Here is a 20761-nt window from a genome sequence, read left to right as displayed (position 1 = left end):
ATCCCCGGAACCGCCAACACCGTCCTGGCCTGCCGCGGATGCCTGCCCAACGCCGACAACAACCCCGCGTTCCCGAAAAGCCTCCGATAGGCAGCGACGTCCGGGAGAGCGTGGTCGTAGTCGATGACCGCCATCGACAGGTCGATGTTGTCGTCGAGCGTCGCGAGGGCGGCGCGCCGCTCCCCCTCCCCCTGGGTCTTCAGGAACTCGGCGAACACCGGATTCGTCAAGGACGCCATGCGGGCGACGGTCCGACGACCGGCGAGCAGCTCCCTGAGGATGTCGATCCTGCCCGGGTAGGTCTCGACGAGGTGCACGTGGCCGAGGACGTGCTCCCTGAACTCGTCGTCCGACTCCATGGCGTCGAGCAGTTCCGGGGTGGAGACCAGCAGGTCGGCCGCGCCCTTGGCCGCCAGTACGGCGTCGGCGTGATCCGTGATGTCCGGGTCGGTGAGCTGCGCGAGGAGCCTCGGGCGCGTCGACAGCCGCGCGGCCAGGCCCGGGTAGGCGTCCGCCATGGCCGCGGCCTGCTCCGAGTTGGACACCGCGACCAGCACGTCGGGGTGGCGCACCAGTTCGCGCAGCGCCGGCAGGGGGCCGTCCAGACCGCGCGTGTTCCCGAGGGCCATCAGGAAGTCGGCGACCTCGATGCCCAGCGCCGGGGGAATGGTCGCGGAGTGGGCCACGAGGGTACGGGCGACGGAGGTGGTCCTTCTCGTGACCGCGGCCGCGGACAGGGGCTCCGGCGGCGGGTGCTCCTCCGTCCAGCGCTTGACGGCACGTACGGCGAGCCGCTGGGCCTCGTCCGCCGTGATCCGGGAGGGTCGGGTGTCCGGCGGGTTGGCGGCGGGCGTGGCCCGGACCGTGGAGGAGGCCGCGGCCTGCTGATGGGATGGCTGCTGCGGGGCGGACTTGGCCTTCTTCTTCGTCTTCTTGGCTCCGGCGAGCAGCGCCGGGGGCGACGGCGGGAGGTCCGCCACCAGCCGCCGCGCGAGGGCGCGGGCGCCATCGGTGTCGCCGGGCCAGGTGTAGAGGTGGTGCGCGACGCGGCGTACGACCTGGTCCTCGGGCTCGAGGCGGCGGTACGGGTCGGTGTCGCGGTCGATCGTCGCGGGGAGCCTGCGCAGCGGGCCCACCAGGCCGCGCGCGTCGGCCAGCGCCGACTCCAGGCTCGTGCCGGAGGCCTCCCGCCGGGCGCTCGTCCAGAGCCGGTCGAACGCGGCCGGGTCGAAGGGAAGGTCGGTGCGGAGCGCGGCGGTCTCGGCGTCGTACTTCGCCTCGTCGAGGTGCCGCGCGATGGTCGCCCGCGCTCCCTCGGTGTCGGCGGGAGCGAGGAAGAGGTGCGCGGCGGCGGCTTCCACGAGGGTGTCGCGCACATGGGGGTCGACCGTGGCGCCCGTCTGCGCGAGGAGGTCCTTCACCTCGGCCTCGGCCTGCTCCTCGGCCATGGACGCCCGCAGCGCCTCCTTGCTGTCGCTCTCCCATGCGGCGGAGGTCCGGGCCCTCCCACCGCGCGGGCCGAACCCCAGGCCCCAGTTCCACTCCTCCACCAGCTCGACGAGGTTGAGGTGGTCGGGCGGGGTCAGGACGGGAGCGGTCGAGGTCCGGCTGGACAGATAGCGGGCCAGGCCCTGGCGCGGTTCCGTCAGGGCCTCCCAGCTCACCCCGTGGTGGGCGGCGACCGCCAGGAGCCAGCCCTTGCCCTGGGGGTGGGCCCCGGCCGCGGGGTGCCCGTCGCGGCCTCCCAGCTTCCAGCCCGCGGAACGCCCCAGGTCGGCCGCGGCCTTCTCCCCGGCGTCGCGCAGGTTCGGCCCGAGGACGGCGGCGATGTGGCGGGGGTCCGCGCCGAGGTTGCGGGCGATGTCGAAGAGGCGGTACGGGGTCAGTCCCAGCTCGGCGGCGATCCGTGGCAGGTCGTCCGGGACCCGCCCGATCGTCTCCGCCAGGTCGAGGAGGGCGCTGCCCTTGCGCAGCCCCAGCTCCCGGCGCAGCCCGTCCGCGGCCTTCACGTCGAACCAGTCGTACGCGAGCAGCGCGGCCGTACGGCGCCGGTCGGCCCGCAGGTGCTTGGACACGACCGAGACCAGGGCGGGCGAGGCGGCCGGGTTCACCCGCTCCGCCTGGTAGCCGGGAACCGCTTCGCCCTTCGAGTAGGCGGGCAGCTCCGGCTGCGGCTCCGCGGGCGGCGACGTGTCCTGCTCGTACGCCGGCGGGGACTCCTGGTACGCCGGCGGGAGCTGCGTACCGGGCTCCACCGGCTCGGCGAGGTCCGGCCGCGGCAGGAGCGGCAGGGACTCCGCGAGGTCCACGGCGTCGGACTGCGCGTACGCCGAGTCCGGGTCCTCGTCCGGGAGCCGCGCCCAACCCTCGTCCGAGGACACGGAGGAGACGGAGGAGATCGAGGACACGACGGAGGCGATATCGCTGCCGTCGTCGGGGAGCTCGCCGGACTCCATGACCGGACGGGCCGGTGCGGGGTGCGTCGCGGAGCTCGGGAACATCGGGTCTTCGAGCAGTTGCGCCGCCCAGGCACGGGCCTCGGCACGGCGGGCGGGGTCGGTACGGAGTCCGGGGTCGGAGTGGAGGATGTCCGTGAGGCGGCGGGCGGCGCGGTCGTCGGTACCGAGGTCGGCGAACGGCGTGGAAGTGAGCGGGTCGGTGACCCGGCCGTGCTCGGAGAGCAGTGACCGGGCCGTGGCGGCGGCCCGCGCCAGCTCCGGCGTGTCCGTGTTGATCTTGTCCCAGTGGCGTTGGAAGGCACGCACCGAAAGTCGGCCGTCGTCGACGTCGACGTCGACGTCGTCGCGGTCCTCCTGGTCGTCGACGAGGGTGTCGGACAGGGTTGCGGTGCCCTCGGAGGACTCCGTGACCGGACGCACCAGGACGGGCTCGTCGAGCAGGTGCAGGGCCCGGGCCAGGGCCTCGTCGTGCCGGTCGGCGTCCCGGTAGAGGTCGGGGTCGCCGTGCAGGATGACCGCGAGACGGCGGGCAGCGCGGTCGTCGGCGCCGAGGTCGGAGAACGGGGTGGCAGCGAACGGGCCCGCGACCCGGCCGTGCTCGGCGAGCAGCGAGCGCGCCGCGTCGGCCGCGCGTACGAACCCGACCGTGTCCGTGGGGAGTTGGTCCCAGTGGCGCTGGAAGGCGTCGTCCGACAGCCGGTGCGTCTGCGGTGATTCCTCGGGCCTGGCCGCCGCCAGCCACCGGTCGCGGTCCTTCCCGTCCTTGCGGGCGCGGCGGGGCCTCGGCAGCCGGGCGACGGTCACGGAGCGTCCGTCCGGCGAGCCGACGAGCGTGGTGGTGCCGTTCGGCTGCACGACGTTGACGGTGAGCCCGTAGACCTGTCCGGCCACCAGGGGCAGGACGTCGTCCGTGGCGTCGGACGCGGACGTGTAGGTGCCCATCGCGTACGCGAGCGAACGCCGTTCGTGGTCGCCCCAGGTCCGGTGGACGGCCCGGAGCTCCTGGGCGTAGATCTCCGACCGGGGCAGTCGGTCTCCGAGGCGCAGCCGGTCCGCGGTGCGGTCGTTGGCGACGGCTGCCTGCGCCTGCGCGTCGACGGCGGTCCACAGCGGGCGCGAGCCGGTGCCGGGGTCCGCTTCCAGCTCCGCCACGAGGGAGTGCGACAGGTGGGCGCGGATCTCGGCCGGCGTTCCAGTGACCAGGTCGGGGGCGGTGGCCTCGAGCGCGAGGACGAGACTGTCCTCGCCGAGGCCGGAGGCGCGCGGGACGACCCCCTGGACGATCAGGGCCTCCTGCTGGTCCATCGTCAGTTCGCGCTGGCCGGGCACTTCCTGGTCCGGAGTGCCGGATGCGGTGGAGGTCGTCCCCGGTCCCGCGACGTCGGGGGTGGCGGGGGTGGCGGTGTGGACCGTACCGGTGCCGGGGTCGGTGTCGTTGCCGGCGTAGGGGAAGCCGGTGTCGGAATCGGTGTAGAGGGAGCTGGTGCCGTCCTCGGTGTAGAGGGAGTCGGTGTCGGGCTGGGTGTAGAGGGAGTCGGGACGGCTCGGGGATCCCTCCATCCGAGGAGTCGCGGAGCCCGGCTCGGCGGTGCCCGGCTGCGGCGTGGAGCGCTGTCCGCTCCCCGTGGCCGGGTCCGACGGGTTCGCCGGATTCACCGGGTTGGTACCGAGAGCCGGGTCGGTACCGAGCGTCCGGACCAGGTCCGGCTCGACCGAGGCCGGGATCGGCATCCGCACGGGCTGCGGTCCACCGGGGCGCTGCGCGCCCTGGGCTCCGTCGCCGGCCACGGGGTTCGTGCCGGGCACGGATCCCGGGGTCCGGGTGTCCTGACCCGCGCCGTTCCGGAAGGCGTCCCCCGGGACGGGCATCGAGGGCGCGGACCGGGAGGTGTCGCCGCCGCCCGGCTGGTAGGTGGAGAGGTCCGGGAGGTCCTGGGTTCTGGTGGCCACGACCGGCGGCCGGCCGGAGCCGCTGCCGTTCCGGTCCCCGCCGGCGTTCCCGTTGCGGGTGGGGTTTCCCCCGCCGGTGCCGTTCGGGTCGCCGGTCGAGGTCGTGACGGGCGGCCGGCGGGTGCCCCCGCTCGTGCCGAGGTCCGGGACCGTACGGGGGCCGGTGCGGCCGTTCGTACCGTTGTTCCGGTCGTTGTTCCGCGACGACCCGGAGCCCGGGTTGGAGTTCGAGTCCGAAGTCGAGTTCGGGTTCGAGTCCGAGTTCGTGCTTCGGTTCGGCCAGGTGTCGGAGTCGCCGTTCACCCCGTCCGGGGTCGGCGGCGGGTTGATGAACTTGTTCCGGAGCCCACGCGCCAGGCCCTCCACGCCCCCTTCCAGGTTGCGCTCGACGACGCCGCTGCTGCCGGCCGATACGAACGTCGCCCAGCTGAACGAGTAGCCGGCGAAGAACAGGCCCATCGCCGCCGCGCCGAGGCTCTCGCCGAAGCCCTCGGACACGAAGTCGTTGGCGTTGCCGTAGCCCTCCTTGACGATCCGGTCGAAGTTCGACGGCTTGTTGATGACGCCGAAGTCCTTCGGGTTCTTGCCAAGTTTGGAGAAGAGGTCCTTGCCCTTGTTGAACGTGCCGCCGAGTATCTCGCCGATGCCGCCCGCGAAGAACCCGAAGAGGGCGTCCTTGCCGATGTCACCCCAGTCGAGGTCGTTCCGCTTGAACAGCTTGTTGCCGAAGAGCTTGTTGCCGAGCTGGACGGCGAACGAGAGCAGCGCCTCCTCGAACGCCTCGAAGACGCCCGGCAGCACCTTGATGCGCTGCATGAGTGTGGCGATGCTCGCCAGCACGGCCACGCGGGCGCGGTTGAAGATGGCCTCCGAGAGACCCCCCAGGCCGCCGAAACCGAACAGCGACAGGAACGCGACCCAGGCCAACAGTGCCAGCATCTGCAGCAGGGCGGCCATGACCTGCCAGTACATCTCGTAGATCTGGCGGGACTTGTCCTCCAGGTCGAGGCGCACACCCCGCAGCTGCCCCTGGAACTCGTCCAGGCGCGTCTTGCCCCGGCCTGATGTGAGGCTGTTGACGACCCCGTCGAACTGCCGGCGGGCCTCCTCCGGCATGCCGTCGCCGATCTTCAGGCTGACATTGCGGGCCATCTCCATCATCTGGTCGAGGTCCCGGGCGAGCCGCTCATAGGTCTGGCCCGCGTCGAAGGCCTTCTGCGGCAGGGCGCTGGGAGGCAGATCGCCAGTGAGGATCATGACAAGCTTTCTGGCCCAGTCGGGCCAGCCGCCGAGTCCGGGGTCGATCGCGGGGCTCATCCGCGGGGTCCCGACCGGCCGTCGTTCCCCTTCTTGATCGAGGCGAGGACGTCGTCCTGGCTGTTGATGTACTCGTTGGCGTCCTTGATGGTGCCGTTCGCCAGCGCCGTGAGGGCGTCCGTGATGGCCAGCACCGTCTTACGAGTGATCTTGACCGTCTCCAGGTAGGGCGGGCCCGCCTTCTTGGCGAACTCGTCGTCGTCCGTCCCGAACCAGGTGATGGTCTCGTTCACACCGTCATCGAACCGCTGCACCAGTTCGTTTATGTACGTCGTGAAGTTGTGCAGCACCTTGCTCGCGTCGAGTACGTCATTGGCGGACGCTTCGAAACTTGAAGGCATTGCCCACTCCCGGTGTCGCGCGGTGGTTCGGTGGTGAGGGAATTCTGCGCCCGGAAATACCCGGGCGCTTGCGTCAGTTGACGTACGTTCTGATCACGGGTGTACGGGCCGCTCAGTCGTGCGGGTCGCCCTCCACCTCGTCGTAGAGGGCGCGGCCCCGCCCCCGTCGCCGGCCTGACGCCCCATCGGCCGGCCGCTCGGGCTCGGGGGGCGCCGCCGGGCCGAGGAACTGCCCGATCAGGGCGCCCCAGTCGGCCGTCGTGCCCGGGATGCCGGGCAGTTCGGGCATGCCCGGCATGGAGCTGAGGGAGTTCACGCTCTCCGTGAGCGGTTTGACCGCGTCGGCCACGTCCCGGGAGGCGAGGGAGCGGGCCTTGTTGAAGGCCTCCATGACGGAGGCCGCCAGCTGCGGGGCAGCCATGCTCTTGTAGCGGCTCTCCAGGAAGCGGACGGCCGTCACCTCGCCGGTGCCCGCGACGGTCACCTCGACGCTGCGGTCCTTGGAGGTGGCCGAGAGCCGCATGCCGCGGACCTGTTCCTGGGCCTGGGCGGCAGCGCGCTCCGAGGCCTCCAGGTCCGCGATCGCCATGGCGAGGCGTTCTTCGATCGAGTGGTGCGGCGAGCCCATCAGCCCTCTCCTGTCATGAATGCGTTGCGCTTCGCGCCTGTGGTGGTGCCGGGCTCCTCCCGGCCCAGGACGGCCGGGTTGCCCTCGTCCTCGGTGCCCCAGACGTCCTCCTCCTCGGCGAGCCAGTTGGCCCGCTCGCGGTCGGAGCTCTGGGTCTGCTGGCCGCCTCCGTTCTGGCCGCCGGGCGGGGGCATGTACGGGGGCGTGCCGCCGGCGCCCTGGCCGCCCTGGCCCTGGGCCATGCGGTTGGGAGAGCCCGCGGGGTCGCCGATGAACTCGCGGACCCGGTCGCCGCCGCCGGTAACGCCACCACCCGCACCGCCGGCGCCACCCATGCCGCCGGCTCCCATGCCGGGCATCATGGGCGGGGCTCCCGTCGCGGGGGATCCACCCGGCACGCCGCCGCGGTCCACGCTGGGGCCGCCGCCGAGGGCGTCCGCTCCGTAGGCGGGGAAGTCGGTGGACAGGTCGTAGCCCGCCTCCTCGTAGCTGGGCGGGTTCGCCGGGAGCGATCCTCCGCCTCCGTGCGTACCGCCGCTGCCGCCCGGCACGCCACCGCCGGCTCCGGACACTCCGGGGAGATCGAAGCCGGGGCTGTTGAGGGTGGGGAGCTGGGGCGTGGTCAGGGAGATGTCGGGGCGCTCCCCGAGCGGTTTGCCGTCCGGGCCCAGGTACGAGGTGTTGCCGTCGGGATCGGTCACGCTGACGACCCCGCCCGGGTGCAGCACGTTCTTGGTCCCGTCGGGCTTGAGCGTCGTGGTGGTCCCGTCGGGCTTGGCGGTGACCTTCGTACCGTCGGGCTTCTCCGTCAGGATGGTGCCGTCGGGGCTCCGGGTGACGTTCGTACCGTCCGGGCTGGTGGTGAGGACGCTGCCGTCGGGCAGGACGGTCCGAGTGCTCCCGTCGGGGAGGGCGATCGGGGTACCCGAGCCATCCCGGTTCTGGAGGGTGGGCGGCTTCGAGCCCAGGAGCGTGGAGCCCGGCATGCCGGGGACGATGGGGCTGCCGTCGGGGTTCCTGCCGCCGGACAGCTCGCTGCCGGGCCGGCCGGATCCGGGCGCTCCCAGGCTGGGTAGACCGGACTCCGAGAGGAACGATCCGGGGAGGCCGGAACCGGGCAGACCCGAACCGGGGAGGCCCGAACCGGGCACACCGGCGAGGTCGACGTTCGGGGCGGGCACCCGAGTACTGGTGTCCGGGTTGCCGCTGCCTCCGGAACCGGTGCTGCCCGGGAGGTTCAGGCCGGAGCCGCCGTTCAGCCCGCCGCCGGAGCCGGTACCGCCCGGGCCGTTGAGATCGGGGGCGGGCACGTTCCTGAGGAAGCTCTCGGGATCGGGGATGTTGTTCCCGCCGACGCCTTCGCCGCCCGTACCCTCCTTCCCCCCGTTTCCGTCGGCCCCGTTGCCGCCCCCGTTGCCCAGGTCGTTCAGGTTGGGGGGCGGGATCCTCGTCCTGTTGTCCCCGTCCTTCCCGCCGTCCCCGTCCTTCCCGCCGTTGCCGTCCTTGCCATCGTCTCCGCCGAGTCCCAGCTTCTTGAGGATGTCCTCCCAGCTCTGGTTCTCGTCGTCACCGCCCTTGCCGTCCTCGCCCCCCTTCCCGTCATTGCCGCCCTTCCCATCGCTGCCGATCGGCGAGGTGTTCTTCGTCACCAGCGGGTTGGTCAGGACGGCGGTGGCGTCGATGAAGGCGTTGTTCACGATGCTGAGCTGAGCGTTGCCGGCCGGCACCAGCATCGAGTCCACGGCGTCGTTCCAGAGCTTGATCGCATGGTTGCCGACCTTGCCCCAGCTGTCGATCTGAGTGAGATCCCCCCAAGTGGGGTGGTTCTGCTGGAAGGAGGGGCCGGGCTCCATCTTGTACTGAGCGCCCGAACCCCGCTTGTCTCTGTGCTCGATCGCCTGACCGAGGTTGTTCCCCTGGAGCCAGACGGCGATCTCGTAGATCACGTTCGACAACGTCTGAATCGGGTTGGACACGGTGTTGGCGGCCCACTGGTGCCAGGCCATCACCAGGTCGTAGCTCGACTGGTGGACCGCGTTCGCCGCACCGATGAGGGAATCGCCCTGCTTGGTGAGGGAGGCTCCCCGGCCGTTCACCGGCAGCAGGGCGTAGTTCTTGGCCGAGAAGCCGGGCGGGAGGAGCTGCTCCTTGTAGCCTTTGTAGTTCTCCTGCATCCGCCTGATCAGGGCGGCGAACGCGTCGGCCGCCGACCCCTTCATGTCCGCGTCCTTGTGCCCGAGGGAGTCGGCCCACTGCTTGAGGACGAGCTCCTGGTCGTTGAAGTACTGGAAGGACCGGTCGTATGCCCCGGCGACGTCGGAGAACGTCCGCAGGTTGACGGCGTTCTGCGGGTCGACCACGAGGCCTCCGTAGGAACGGCCCTGCGTGGAGAAGGGGTTGTTCACGAGCCCGTTGAGCAGGGTCCAGCCGCCGAAGATGTAGTTGTCGAGCGGGGTGCCCGGCTGGGAGGCGAGCTCGGCAGGGTTCCAGAGGAAGTCGATCGTGATCCTCTTCAGGTCGAGGGTGTGGCCGTCGCTCGTGTAGTAGCCGAGTGTGTACGAGTGGCCGTCCACGTTGGGGCCGACCCCGTTCCTGAAGTAGTAGACCGTGGCGACGCTGCCGAGGGACTCGACCTTGACGTTCATCAACGGCGTCTTCTCGTCGGTGCCCGCGAGATCCTGGAAGATGGTCGAGCGGTCGGGCATCGGATAGCCCGTCAGCAGTTGGACCGCTGAGGCCCACATGTCGGCAGGCATGGATACCCTCCGCTCTTCCTTCTGGTCCGGTCCGGTCGCTCAGGCGCCGGTCTTGGTCGGGTCGGCCGGCGGCTTGGTCGGGTCGTCCGTCGGGCTGCCGGCCGACTTGATCGTGTTCAGGAACTCCTGCGCCTTGATGTCGTCCAGCGTCGAGCCCTGCTTGTCGAGGAACTCCTCGATCATCTTGAGGAGGGTGTCCTTGATCTCCTGCGACAGGTTCGTCATGTTCTGGAGCATCACGTCGATGCTCTGGGTGAACTTGAGCGTGGTGGTGTTGAGGGTCGATCCGTGCACCGTGTCCCCGCCCGCCATCAGCCCCATCCCCAGCGGCTTGGTGAGCGAGAAGGTGTCCGGGTTGGTGTAACCCCGGGCTATGTTGCGGGGAGAGAGGGCGGTGCCCGAGTCCTTGCCGAGGTCTTCGATCGCGGTGAGGAACTCGGTGAGCGGCCCGTTGATGAAGGCTCTGACCGCCGGGGTGTCGAGTTTGGTGAGCTGCGCCTGGGTGGCCACCGGGATGCTCCCTGGGTCCGGAGGGGTGGTCAGTAGACCTGGAGGTTGCCCCAGTCCTGGGCCAGGCCGCGGTCGAGGACTCCGTAGCCCTCCGCGATCTGGCTGAGCAGCTTGCCGCTGCCGGCGACGGCCTGCGCCGCGTGGTCGACGTAGCCGTGCCATTCGACGAACTTCTGACTGAAGGCGCCCTTGTCCATACCGATGCAGCTGTCGGACCACTGGGTGATGGCCTGCTGGAGGTTGTTCAGGACGGTGTCGATCGCCTCGCTCGCGTTGATGAGCTGGGCGGTCACGCCATCGGTGGTGCCGTAGTGGATGTTGATGGATCCGTGGTCGTAATTGGCCTCGGGCACGAGGTCCTCCTTCGTCTTCGTCTGCTGCCGGATGCGTCGCGGAGCGACGGCGGCGACCGTCAGGATGTTCCGGTCCGCCGGGAGGGCGGACGGATCAGCCCTTGAGGCCGGAGATGGCGTTCTGCATGCGCGTGATCTGGCTGGTGGTGGTGTCCTGGAGGTCCGACTGCCGGCCGGAGTTCCGGATCATGGTCTCCTTGACGCCTTCCAGGCCCCGCTCGACCTTCATCACGTCGGAGTCCCACGCCGCGAGGAGCTCCTGGTACGCCTTGCCGTCGGCGCCGCCGTAGCCGCTGGGGCCGACCAGCTCGTTGGCCGAGGAGTGGACGATCCCCCGGATCCGGGTGATGTCGTCGTGGGCGTTCTGCATCAGCTGGGCGATCTTGAGGTTCGCCTCGGCTACGGTTCTATAAGCTCCGCCGGGAATGTCATCGGCCATGGGGACCACCCTTTCCGTGGTGTGTCGTGTCCTGAAGTTCGAGTGTGCTTCTCGCCGCCCCCCGGCGAATCCGTCGCGTGACGTACGTCCCGCCGCAAGCCAGGATCTACGTCAACTTCCCGACCCAGCTGCCGCGTTGACGGCCGACGCGGGCTGGCTCCCCGGGCCCGGTGCCGGGCCGTCGGCGGCGCCCGGACAGCTCCTGAGCGGGGCTCCGGAGTCCGCGGCGGGCGCCTTGGCGGCCGCTGCGGAGTCCAGGGCCGCGCCGGTCGGCAGGGTCATGAGCAGGGCCGAGGGCAGACCGCGTACGTCGGATGCGGTGTAGCCGAGCGCCTCCAAGGCCCCGCCCGGGGCGACCGGGTGGCGTACGCCCGAGTCGGTGACGAGGAAGACGGTGTCGCCCATCCGGGTGCCCGCGCTGCTGAGGGCCTGGATCAGGGCGCCCTTGCCGGGCGGCACCTCCACCCGGTCCACGGGCAGGCAGGCCGGGGCCACCCCGTCGGCCGGCGGCTGCGCCACGTGGTCCTCGGCGACGGCGGCGGGGGCGAAGGAGACGCTGACCCCCGTGCCCGTGCCGTCGCTCGGCCGGACCACGGCGCAGGGCTCGGTACCGGCGGGGATCGGCACCAGGCGGGGCGGCGAGACCGGCAGGCCGGCGCCGGCCGGGCGGCCCGTCGCGGGCGCCAGGTGGCCGCGGGCGGCCTCCGCCCCGACCGGACGCGCGGCCGGGGTCTGTCCCTCGTACGCGACCCTCCGGGTCTCCGGGTCGCCGAGGACGAGGGCGGTCTCCGTCTCGCTCAGCGGGGTCAGCCCCTCGCGCAGCAGCAGGTGGAACTGGCCGGAGACGCCCGGCACTTCCAGGCTGAAGACCTGGCCGATGCGGGTAGGGCGCCCGTCGAGCGCGGGCCCTGCCTCCCCGCGGCCCGGTACGGCGGGCGCGGCGAGGTCGGCGGCGGCGGGGAGCGCGACGAGGAAGGCCGCGGAGACGGGGTGGACCGGAGCCGATCCGTAACCGAGCGAGGTGGCCGCGCCAGTGGCCTCGTCCAAGAGGTGACGTTCCCCTCCCAGGAGCACCGAGCGGCGCCCGTCGGGCCCCTGGACGAGGAGCCCCTCGCCCGGGCCCAGCGGCCGCTCGCCCTCAGCCCCGCCGAGGGCGAGCCGCGTCCGTACGACCACTTCCCCCGAGGTCTGCTTGGTGGTGGCCGCGCACACCTGCCAGGGCGAGGACAGCAGGCCGGCCCGGCCGGGGAGGTAGTCGGGGGCGCCGGGGATGCCCACGGGCGGGCCGTGCGGGGCGTCCTTCGTGGCCGAGCTCTTGACCGTCGCGGACTTCATGTCGCCGCCGAGCAGCAGGCGCGCGGAGGCGTAGTTGAGGATGGGGCGCAGCCGGCCCTGGGCATACACGTACCGGTTGCCGGTGTCCTTCTCCAGTACCAGAGTGCCCTCCGCCCGCCACTTGGTCGAGGCGCCCGGGGAGAAGAGGCCCCAGAGGGCCGAGACGAGGACCCCGACCACGCCGATGGCCAGCCCGAAGGTCATGCCGCGGTTGGTGCGCCTGCCCGGGGTCTCCAGGTGGTCCGGGTTGGCGCGGAGCATTCCGGAGGTGAGCCGGCCCATCTGGAAGAGATGGGCCTGTACCTGGTCGCGCCTTGACTGCACGGGGCCCTCCGGCCTGCTCGTCGGTGTTCGGGATGTCTGTGGGGGCGGGCGGAGAGGCGGGCGCAGGGTGTCAGCCGGTCAGGTCGCGTGCGAGGCCGTACACGCCCAGGACCCACAGGGCGAGGGGCAGCAGGGCGAGCGCTACCAGGGAGTGCAGGAGTTCCGCCGCGCGCCCCCAGTACGGCAGCTGCCGTCGTCCGGGGACGGTCCAGATGGCGATGGTGAGGGCGATGACGAGCGCCACCAAGGCCGCCACCAGGCCGAGCCTGCCGCCGTCGCCGAGAGCTCTGGCCCAGGCCATGGCGAGGACGGCGACGCCCCAGACCCCTGGGGCGAGGATCGACACCCGCTGCCAGACACTGCCGAGGTTGCGGCCGTGCAGGAGCAGCAGCACGGTCAGGGTGGCCGCGGTGACGGCCTCGGCGAGGCCGAAGTGCCGGGCGAGAACGGTGACGCAGACGGTGCAGACGAGGCCGGTCGCGGCGTAGAGGGCGGTGAGCCAGGCGTTCGCGGTCGCCGCGCGCCGGGCCACGTCCTCGCTCGGATGCGGTTCGATGGCCTGCTGCAGTTCCTCGGGGGAGGTGGGCAGCGGCCGCATCTGCATGCCGGACATCCGGAAGGCGAGTGCGGGGACGAACCCGCCGAGGATCACGGCCCCGACGGCGATCACCGCGGCGACGTCGGGGGCCGGGAATCCGGTGGCGGCGATCAGCCCGCCGGCGGCCGTCGCGAAGGCGGCGACCACCGCGACGGAGAGGAAGACGGCCGCGGAGGCGCCCACCACGGACAGGCCGAGGACGGCGCCGCCGGCCGCGGCGGCGCCGCCGGAGAGCAGTCGGGGGCCGAGCAGGTCCGCGCCGGGCGGTCCGCCGGGCAATAGCCAGCCGGCCAGGGCCAGGAAGGGGACGGCCGCGCAGCCCAGCATGACCGCGGTGAACGCGTCGCCGACGGCCCTGCTCGCGGTGCCCGCGCCGGCCAGGAGGAGTACGCCGCACAGCGCGGCGGTCAGACCCCGGTGGACGGGCGGCAGTCCGGGCATGGCCAGGACCAGGGCCACGGCGGTGAGGAGGGTGGCGGCGACGACCCGGACGAAGGTGCGGCTGCTGGACTCGGTCCAGTCACCGCCGAGGCGTCCCATCACGGTGGAGACCCCGTCGACGATGTCGTCGAAATGGGCCTCGGGCATGGCGTCGGCGGCCGACCGCAGGTAGAGGGTCTCGCCGTCGCGCACGTCGAGGGTGGACAGCGTGCCCTCCTCGTCGAGCGGCGCCTCGCCCAGGCGCTGGAGCACCCACCCCTGTCCTTCGACGGTGGTCTCCTCCGCCGCACTGCCGGCGAAGCCGAGCAGCGCCGGCAGCAGGTCGGACACGGGGATATCGGTCGGCGCCGCCAACTCGACTCTCCGACCAGGCAGTTGAATGGTCAGGCGGCTCAGCCCGGCGAGGGGACTCTCACTCATGGGCCGCACACTACGGGCGCACGAGTTCTCCTCCCTTCCGACGAATGACGCAATTCCCCGGCCCGGATGACGGTGTTCTCCCCGGGACCGGCCGGGTGGGCCGGACCGCCGCCTAGGGTGCGAAACCCGTGGCGCCGCGCCGGCGCGCGCAGACGAAGGAGCAGTCCGTGAGCGTGGTCCTCTTCCGCAGGCCGGCCCGCCGGCGCGGGCCGGAGATGCCGGACGGTGAGCTGAGCCTCCAGGAGCCGCCGGTCCTGGCCGAGGCCCAGCCGAACCCCGGTGGCATCTGGACGCTCCTTCCCATGGGCATGATGTCGATGTCGATGATGTTCATGTTCCTGCGGCCTGGCGCGGGCGGCGTGTTCATGTACGTGGCGGTCGGCATGATGGCCATGGGCATGGTGGCGATGCTGGTCGGTCAGGTCATGCAGCGCCGGGGCGAGCGCAAGTCGAAGATGAACGGGGAACGGCGCGACTACCTCCGCTATCTGTCGCAGGTCCGGCGGCGGGTGCGCCGGGCCATCGTGGAGCAGGGCGAGGCCCTGGCCTGGCGCCATCCCGCACCGGGGGCACTGTGGTCGCTGGCGCGGTCCAGCCGGCTGTGGGAACGGCGGGTGAGCGACGAGGACTTCGCCGAGGTGCGGATCGCCCGCGGACCGCAGCGGCTGGGGCTGCGCCTGGCGCCCGTGACCACCCGCCCGGTGGAGGACCTGGAACCGCTGACGGCCCACGCGCTGCGCTGTTTCGTGGAGGCGTACGCGCAGATACCCGACCAGCCCATCGCCGTGTACCTGCGGGCGTGGTCGCGGGTGCTGGTGCGCGGGGAGCCGGAGGAGGCGCGGGCCTTCGCACGGGCCGTGCTGGGGCAGTTGGCGACCCTGCACAGCCCCGACGACCTATGGATCGCGCTGTGCGTCTCGGACGAGGTGAAGGAGGAATGGGACTGGGCGAAGTGGCTTCCGCATGCGCTGCACCCGCAGGCCACGGACGGCGCGGGGCCGACCCGGATGGCCGCCCCTGCAGTCGGTGAGCTGACCGATCTGATCGGCGCCGAGTTCGCCGAGCGCCCGCCCTTCGATCCGACGGCCTCGCCCACGCGGGACGAGCCCCTGGTGGTCGTGGTGATCGACGGGGGCAGCGTGTCCTCGGGGCACCGGTTCGACGGCGCGGGCTTCCGCAACTGCGTGGTCATCGACCTTTCCGGGGAGCTGCGCTGGCGTCCGGGCCGCACCACGCTGCGGCTGGGGCTGACCGAGGGCCGTGTCGAGCTGGTCCGTACGGACAGCAACCGGCGGGAGCAGTCGACGGTTCTCGGCGTCCCCGACGCGCTGGGGCCCAACGCGGCCCGGTCGCTGGCCAAGGAGCTGGCACCTTTCCGGGCGACGACGGGCGGGGAGTCGGCCGAGCCGCTGGCCTCCGACATCCAGCTGACCGGGCTGCTCGGCATCAACGACCTGCGCCGCCACGAGCCGGCCACCCTGTGGCAGCGTCGCAGCGCCCACCAGCACCTGCGGGTGCCGATCGCGCTGGCCGGCAACGGCGTACCGGTGGAGCTGGACCTGAAGGAGTCCGCGCAGGGCGGGATGGGACCGCACGGCATGCTCATCGGGGCGACCGGCTCCGGCAAGAGCGAGCTGCTGCGCACCCTCGTGCTCGGGCTGGCCCTGACCCATTCCTCGGAGCGGCTCAACTTCGTCCTCGTCGACTTCAAAGGCGGCGCGACCTTCCTGGGGCTCGACACCCTCCCCCACGTCTCCGCGGTCATCACCAACCTGTCCGACGAGGCCGCTCTCGTGGACCGAATGCAGGACGCCCTGCACGGTGAACTGATGCGCCGCCAGGAGCTGCTGCGGCAGGCCGGCAACTACGCCTCGGCCCTGGACTACGAACAGGCGCGGGCCGGTGGCACGCCGCTGGCCCCGCTGCCGAGCCTGGTGGTCGTGGTGGACGAGTTCAGTGAACTCCTCTCCGCGCACCGCGACTTCATGGACCTGTTCGTCATGATCGGCCGACTGGGCCGCTCGCTGGGCGTGCACCTGCTGCTCGCCTCGCAGCGGCTGGACGAGGGCCGGGTGCACCAGCTAGAAAGCCACCTGTCGTACCGGATCGGGCTGCGCACCTTCTCGGCGATGGAGAGCCGGGGCGTGCTGGGCGTGCCGGACGCCTATCTGCTGCCGCCCGAGCCGGGCAACGGCTACCTGAAGACCGGCGTGGAGGAGCTGACCCGGTTCCGCGCCGCATACGTGTCGGGGACGTACCGGAGCCGGGGCGGAGCCGTCTCCACCTCCCGGGTGGCCAACCAGATCGTGCCGTGGACCACCAGCTGGGTGGTGCCGCGGCAGCCGGTGGAGCCGACGGAGGAGGAGGCGCGGGCCACAGCTGAGGAGGAGTCCGACTCACTGCTGTCGGTGGCCGTGGGCCGGCTGGTCGGATCCGGGCCGGCCGCCCACCAGGTGTGGCTGCCGCCGCTGGCCGCCTCCCCGCCGCTGGACATGCTGCTGCCGCCGCTGGAGCCCCACCACGAGCGCGGGCTGACCGCCGTGGAGGGGGAGCCCAGGCTGCGCGTCCCGGTCGGGGTGGTCGACCGGCCCTTCGAGCAGCTGCGGGACCTGCTCACCGTCGACCTGTCGGCGGCGGGCGGGCACGTGGGCATCGCGGGCGGGCCGCAGAGCGGCAAGTCCACGATGCTGCGCACCCTGATCGCCTCGCTGTCGCTGACCCACACCCCGCGCGAAGTCCAGTTCTACTGCCTGGACTTCGGCGGCGGCACGCTCTCGGGCCTGGCCAGGCTCCCGCACGTGGGCGGGGTGACGGGCCGGCTGGACGAGGACCGGGTGGGGCGAACGGTCAGCGAGGTGAGCGTGCTGCTGGGCCGGCGCGAGCAGTTCTTCCTGGACCACGGCATCGACACGGTCGCCGGCTACCGGCGCCGCCGGGCCGCCGGGGAGTTCGCCGACGAGCCCTTCGGCGACGTCTTCCTCGTCATCGACGGATGGCCGACCGTGCGCCAGGACTTCGACCACCTCGTCGACGACATCAACAAGATCGCGCAGCGCGGGCTCAACTACGGGATCCACCTGCTCCTGTCGACCGCCCGCTGGATGGAGCTCACGCCCGTCCTGCGCGAGGCCATCGGCACCAAGATGGAGCTGCGCATGGGCGATCCGATGGACTCGTCCATCGACATGCGCAAGGCGGCGACCGTCCCCGCGAATGCGCCGGGCCGGGGACTGACCGCCCAGACCAAGCTCCACTACCTCACGGCGCTGCCGCGGATCGACGGCGCCGAGTCGGTGGACGACCTCGCCGAGGGCGTCGCGGGCCTGGTGGGCGCCGTCGCGGACGGCTGGGCGGGGCGCCCGGGGGCGCCCGCGGTCCGCATGCTCCCCGCCCGCCTCGGGTACGGGCAACTGCCCGCGCCGCAGGGGCACCGGCTGCCGATCGGCATCGACGAGAACGAACTCCAGCCCGTCCACCACGATTTCGAGGAGAGCCCGCACCTGGTGGTGGTCGGCGACACGGAGTGCGGGAAGACCAACCTGTTGCGGTCGCTGGCCCGGTCGATCGTCTCCCGGTACTCCCCGTCGGAGGCGAAGATCCTGATCGCCGACTTCCGGCGCGAGCTGGTCGACGCGGTGCCGCCGGAGTACCGGCTGGGCCACGCCGTGTCGGGGGACGCGCTGCGCGAGTACGCCCAGGGCGTGGCCCAGGCCATGTCCGAGCGGACCCCGGGCGAGGACATCCCGCCGGCCCGGATGCGGCTGTGCGACTGGTGGGAGGGGCCACGGCTGTTCGTCCTGGTGGACGACTACGAGATGGTCGGCAGCGGCTTCAACTCGCCGCTGGAATCCCTGCTCCCGCACGTCCCCCTCGGCTTCGAGGTGGGCCTGCACATGGTCGTGGCGAGGGCCTCGTCGGGCGCAGTGCGCGGCGCCTCGGACAGTGTGGTCCGAACCCTGCTCGACGCGAACAGCACGGCGCTGCTGATGTCCTGCCCGCCGAGCGAGGGGACCTTCATCGGGAACGTGAAGCCGAAGCTGCTGCCGCCGGGGCGTGCCGTACGGATCGCCAGGCGACGCAGCCTGATGATCCAGACCGCGCTCCTGGAGGACTGATCGGGGACCGGCCGGCGGAGGCCGGCCGAGCGGCTTCCGCCAGGGCGTTTCCTGCGGGGCGTCTCCTCGGACGCCGAACGTGACGGGGCGTCCGAGGGCCGGGCGGAGGTGTGTTCGGCGCCCTGCGGGGAGCGCCCCGGCACACATCCGACCCCGTCACAACCGGCCGGTGCGGCCTGATCCGAAGGAAACGGCCTAGGCCGTCGACCGCACCAGGCCGTTTCCTGTGGATCTTCACCAGTCTTGTGCGGCCTGGATACGGTGACGGCATGACGACGATCCTGCGGCGCCCTCGACCTGGATTCACATGGGATTGGTGGGCAGTAGATGCTCAGGGCTTCCTCGTGCAGTTCAGCGGCGGTCCTGCTCCTGAGCACCTACTGGCGCAGGTGGAGCGCGTCGACGCCGCGGCTGCGTGGGCGGAGGAGAACTGCCCCGCATGGTTCAACGATGGCCCCCCACCGCTTCACGTCTTCAGCTGCAACGGAGAGTTGCCGACCTACACCCGCAACGGTGTCCCGAACTCCCCGTTGCGGCTGTCTGAAGCGCCGGCAGCCATCGCAGACGTTGCGGCGTTGGTTGAACTGCACCGGGCAGTGGGAGACACCTGGACGGTCTACCTCGATGAGGGATGGGTCTAATCAGGCCCGGTGGAGTCACCTGGCTGACCAGATGAAGATGGCGGCGAGGTGGAGTCCGGCGAGGTAGATGGTGGCGGTCTTGTCGTATCTGGCGGCCAGGCCGCGCCACTGTTTGAGCTTGTTGATGCAGCGCTCGACGGTGTTCCGCTGCTTGTAGGCTTCGCGGTCGAAGGCTGGTGGGCGGCCGCCGAGTCGGCCGAGCCGCTTGCGGTGGGCGGCCTGATCGGAGGGCTGCGGGATCACTGCCCGGATCCCGCGCCGACGCAGGTGACGGCGGATTGCCCTCGACGAGTAGGCCTTGTCGGCAAGGACCACATTCGGCGTGATTCTGGGTCGGCCGGTCCGTCTGGGCACTCGTAAACGGGCCATGACCTGGGGAAACGCGGGCGCATGCCCGGCCTGGCCGGGCATGATGACGAACGCGAGAGGCCTACAACGGCTGTCGGCGACGAGGTGGATTTTGGTTGTCAGCCCGCCGCGGGAACGTCCGAGGGACGGTCGGCCGGCTCGCCGGCCGGGGCCCTTTTGACGGGCCCCGGCGGCGTGCTGGTGGGCACGGACGATCGTGGAGTCGACCGAGACGACCCAGTCGAGGTCACCCTCGGCGTCGGCCTGCGCGAGCAGGGCGGTGAACACCCTCTCCCAGGTCCCGTCAGCCACCCACATCCGAAGCCGGTTGTGGGCGCCCTTCCAGGAGCCGAAGTGCTCGGGCAGGTCCATCCAGGTTGTCCCGGTGCGGTACTTGAACGCGATCGCGTCGATCACCTGCCGGTGATCCCGCCACCGTCCACCCCGCCGAGGTTTCCGGTCCGGCAGCAACGGCTCGATCCGTGCCCACTGGGCGTCAGCCAACGACACACATCAATCAACGATCCGGTGATCGGAAAGAAACGGCCTAGCCGGCGCGCCAGCCGCGCGCCCGCGCCCTGGGCAGCAGCCACGCGAGGGCCCCGACGAGGAGGACCAGGGACACGCCGCCCGCCGCGATCAGCATGCTGCGCGACCGGGCGCCCCCGTCCGGGGCCGCCGCCGGCAGGGTGACCGGAGCGGCCTGCTCCAGAGCCGGCGCGGAGTCGGCCGGCAGCACGCCCGAGACGGCCGCGTACGGGTCCAGGCGCGGCACGGCCGCCGTGTACGAGCCGCCCAGCAGCCGGGTCCGGGTTCGGTCGGCGCTGACGCCGGGCTCGTAGGACCGGACCAGGGCCGCCGTGCCCGCGGCGAAGCCCACCGCGAGGGATGAGCCGGACCCGGTGAAGGCGCCCTCGCCGCCCGGCCCCACGCTGACGACCCGGTCCCCGGGGGCCCCGAGGTCTGCGTGGCGCGGGACGACGGCGTTCGCCGGGCGGGAGCCGTCGGCGGCGAAGTCGACGACGGAGAGCACACCGGGCTCGGCCGCCGGCCAGTAGTCCCGGGGCTGCGTGGCGTCCGCGCCGCCCTGGCGGGGCGGCTGGTCGGGCGCGGCGGGCGCCACCACCAGCGCGTCGGCGCGCCGGGCCAGTTGTACGGCGGCGGTCAGTTCGGCGCCGCGGTCGGGGAACGCGTAGGGCACGGCGATCACCTTGGCCCCGCCGGCGACCGCGGCCTCGATGCCCCGCGCCACCGTGGCAGGGGTGGCCGCGCCCCTCGGTGTGGTGGCCCGGACGGCGAGGATCCGCGCCTCGGGGGCCACCCCGGTGAAGCCGGAGCCCTCGCGCGGCCCGGCGGCGATCAGCCCGGCGACGAAACTGCCGTGGCCCACGCAGTCCTGTCCGCTCTCGGCCCCGACCGGGGTCACCCGGCCCACGAGCGCCGGGATCGTGGTGCCGACCCCGGTCCCGACCACGGCGACCGTGACCCCCTGTCCGCGTACCATCCGCCACACCCGGTCCAGGCCGAGCATGTCCTGGGTCCACGGCGGCTGCTCGGCCCGCTTGTCGGAGGCCGGCCGGCAGGGCGCGTCGTCCGCCAGGATCTGTACGACCACCGGCAGGGTCTCTCCCTCGGACCCGGCGGCCGCGCCGGGAGCGGCCACGGCGGCGACCAGAGCCATCGCGGACATCAGAGGGGCCGCGCCCCGTCGCATCGCTCTCATGGACGCAGCGTAGGAGCGGCATCGGCCAACCGGGATCGCCGCGACCGGAGTTCGGCATGCCTG

At 72.1% G+C, this 20761-nt stretch carries 13 protein-coding genes; 2 read left to right on the top strand and 11 right to left on the bottom strand.

Annotated features, from left to right (window positions below):
• The 9 genes from AB0O21_RS36570 to eccD all read right to left on the bottom strand — a co-directional run.
• The coding region (locus AB0O21_RS36570; RefSeq protein ID WP_365179012.1) for a hypothetical protein at positions 1-5666 on the bottom strand (5666 nt) is incomplete at its 3' end.
• 56 nt (positions 5667-5722) lie between these two features.
• The gene (locus AB0O21_RS36565; RefSeq protein WP_365179009.1) at positions 5723-6067 is read right to left on the bottom strand and encodes a hypothetical protein; all 345 of its coding nucleotides are present in this window, start codon (positions 6065-6067) and stop codon (positions 5723-5725) included.
• Between the two features lie 112 nt (positions 6068-6179).
• A complete protein-coding gene (locus AB0O21_RS36560; RefSeq protein ID WP_365179006.1) occupies positions 6180-6695 on the bottom strand; it encodes a YbaB/EbfC family nucleoid-associated protein in 516 nt (171 codons plus the stop codon).
• Positions 6695-9451: an AAWKG family protein gene (locus tag AB0O21_RS36555; RefSeq protein ID WP_365179003.1), complete on the bottom strand. Its 2757-nt coding sequence runs from the start codon at positions 9449-9451 to the stop codon at positions 6695-6697. The genes AB0O21_RS36560 and AB0O21_RS36555 overlap by 1 nt, the downstream gene beginning before the upstream one ends.
• A 39-nt stretch (positions 9452-9490) precedes the next feature.
• Positions 9491-9961, bottom strand: a complete 471-nt coding sequence (locus AB0O21_RS36550; RefSeq protein WP_365179000.1) for a type VII secretion system-associated protein — start codon at positions 9959-9961, stop codon at positions 9491-9493.
• 29 nt (positions 9962-9990) lie between these two features.
• On the bottom strand, positions 9991-10314 hold the full coding sequence (locus AB0O21_RS36545; RefSeq protein ID WP_365178998.1) for a hypothetical protein: 324 nt from the start codon (positions 10312-10314) through the stop codon (positions 9991-9993).
• A gap of 94 nt (positions 10315-10408) precedes the next feature.
• Positions 10409-10753: a hypothetical protein gene (locus AB0O21_RS36540; RefSeq protein ID WP_365178995.1), complete on the bottom strand. Its 345-nt coding sequence runs from the start codon at positions 10751-10753 to the stop codon at positions 10409-10411.
• Positions 10754-10864: 111 nt separating this feature from the next.
• Positions 10865-12412 (bottom strand): type VII secretion protein EccB, encoded by a 1548-nt coding sequence (gene eccB, locus AB0O21_RS36535; protein WP_365178992.1) that lies wholly within the window; start codon positions 12410-12412, stop codon positions 10865-10867.
• 70 nt (positions 12413-12482) lie between these two features.
• Positions 12483-13871: a type VII secretion integral membrane protein EccD gene (gene eccD, locus AB0O21_RS36530; RefSeq protein ID WP_365178989.1), complete on the bottom strand. Its 1389-nt coding sequence runs from the start codon at positions 13869-13871 to the stop codon at positions 12483-12485.
• Positions 13872-14038: 167 nt separating this feature from the next.
• On the opposite strand from eccD, the gene eccCa reads away from it, so the two are divergent.
• Positions 14039-17986, top strand: a complete 3948-nt coding sequence (eccCa, locus tag AB0O21_RS36525; RefSeq protein ID WP_365178987.1) for a type VII secretion protein EccCa — start codon at positions 14039-14041, stop codon at positions 17984-17986.
• Positions 17987-18255: 269 nt separating this feature from the next.
• Positions 18256-18627, top strand: a complete 372-nt coding sequence (locus AB0O21_RS36520) for a hypothetical protein (RefSeq protein ID WP_365178984.1) — start codon at positions 18256-18258, stop codon at positions 18625-18627.
• 15 nt (positions 18628-18642) lie between these two features.
• Here AB0O21_RS36520 and AB0O21_RS36515 read toward each other — a convergent pair whose 3' ends face one another.
• Positions 18643-19485: an IS5 family transposase gene (locus AB0O21_RS36515; protein ID WP_365178981.1), complete on the bottom strand. Its 843-nt coding sequence runs from the start codon at positions 19483-19485 to the stop codon at positions 18643-18645.
• A gap of 37 nt (positions 19486-19522) precedes the next feature.
• The gene (locus AB0O21_RS36510; protein WP_365178978.1) at positions 19523-20698 is read right to left on the bottom strand and encodes a S8 family serine peptidase; all 1176 of its coding nucleotides are present in this window, start codon (positions 20696-20698) and stop codon (positions 19523-19525) included.
• Positions 20699-20761 lie beyond the last annotated feature (63 nt).

Origin of the sequence: Streptomyces sp. NPDC091371 (assembly GCF_040684275.1) — a bacterium.
In the GTDB taxonomy this organism is placed as follows: Bacteria; Actinomycetota; Actinomycetes; order Streptomycetales; family Streptomycetaceae; genus Streptomyces.
Note: the sequence above shows the minus strand (reverse complement) of the source record. Positions and strands in the feature narration are given on the sequence as shown.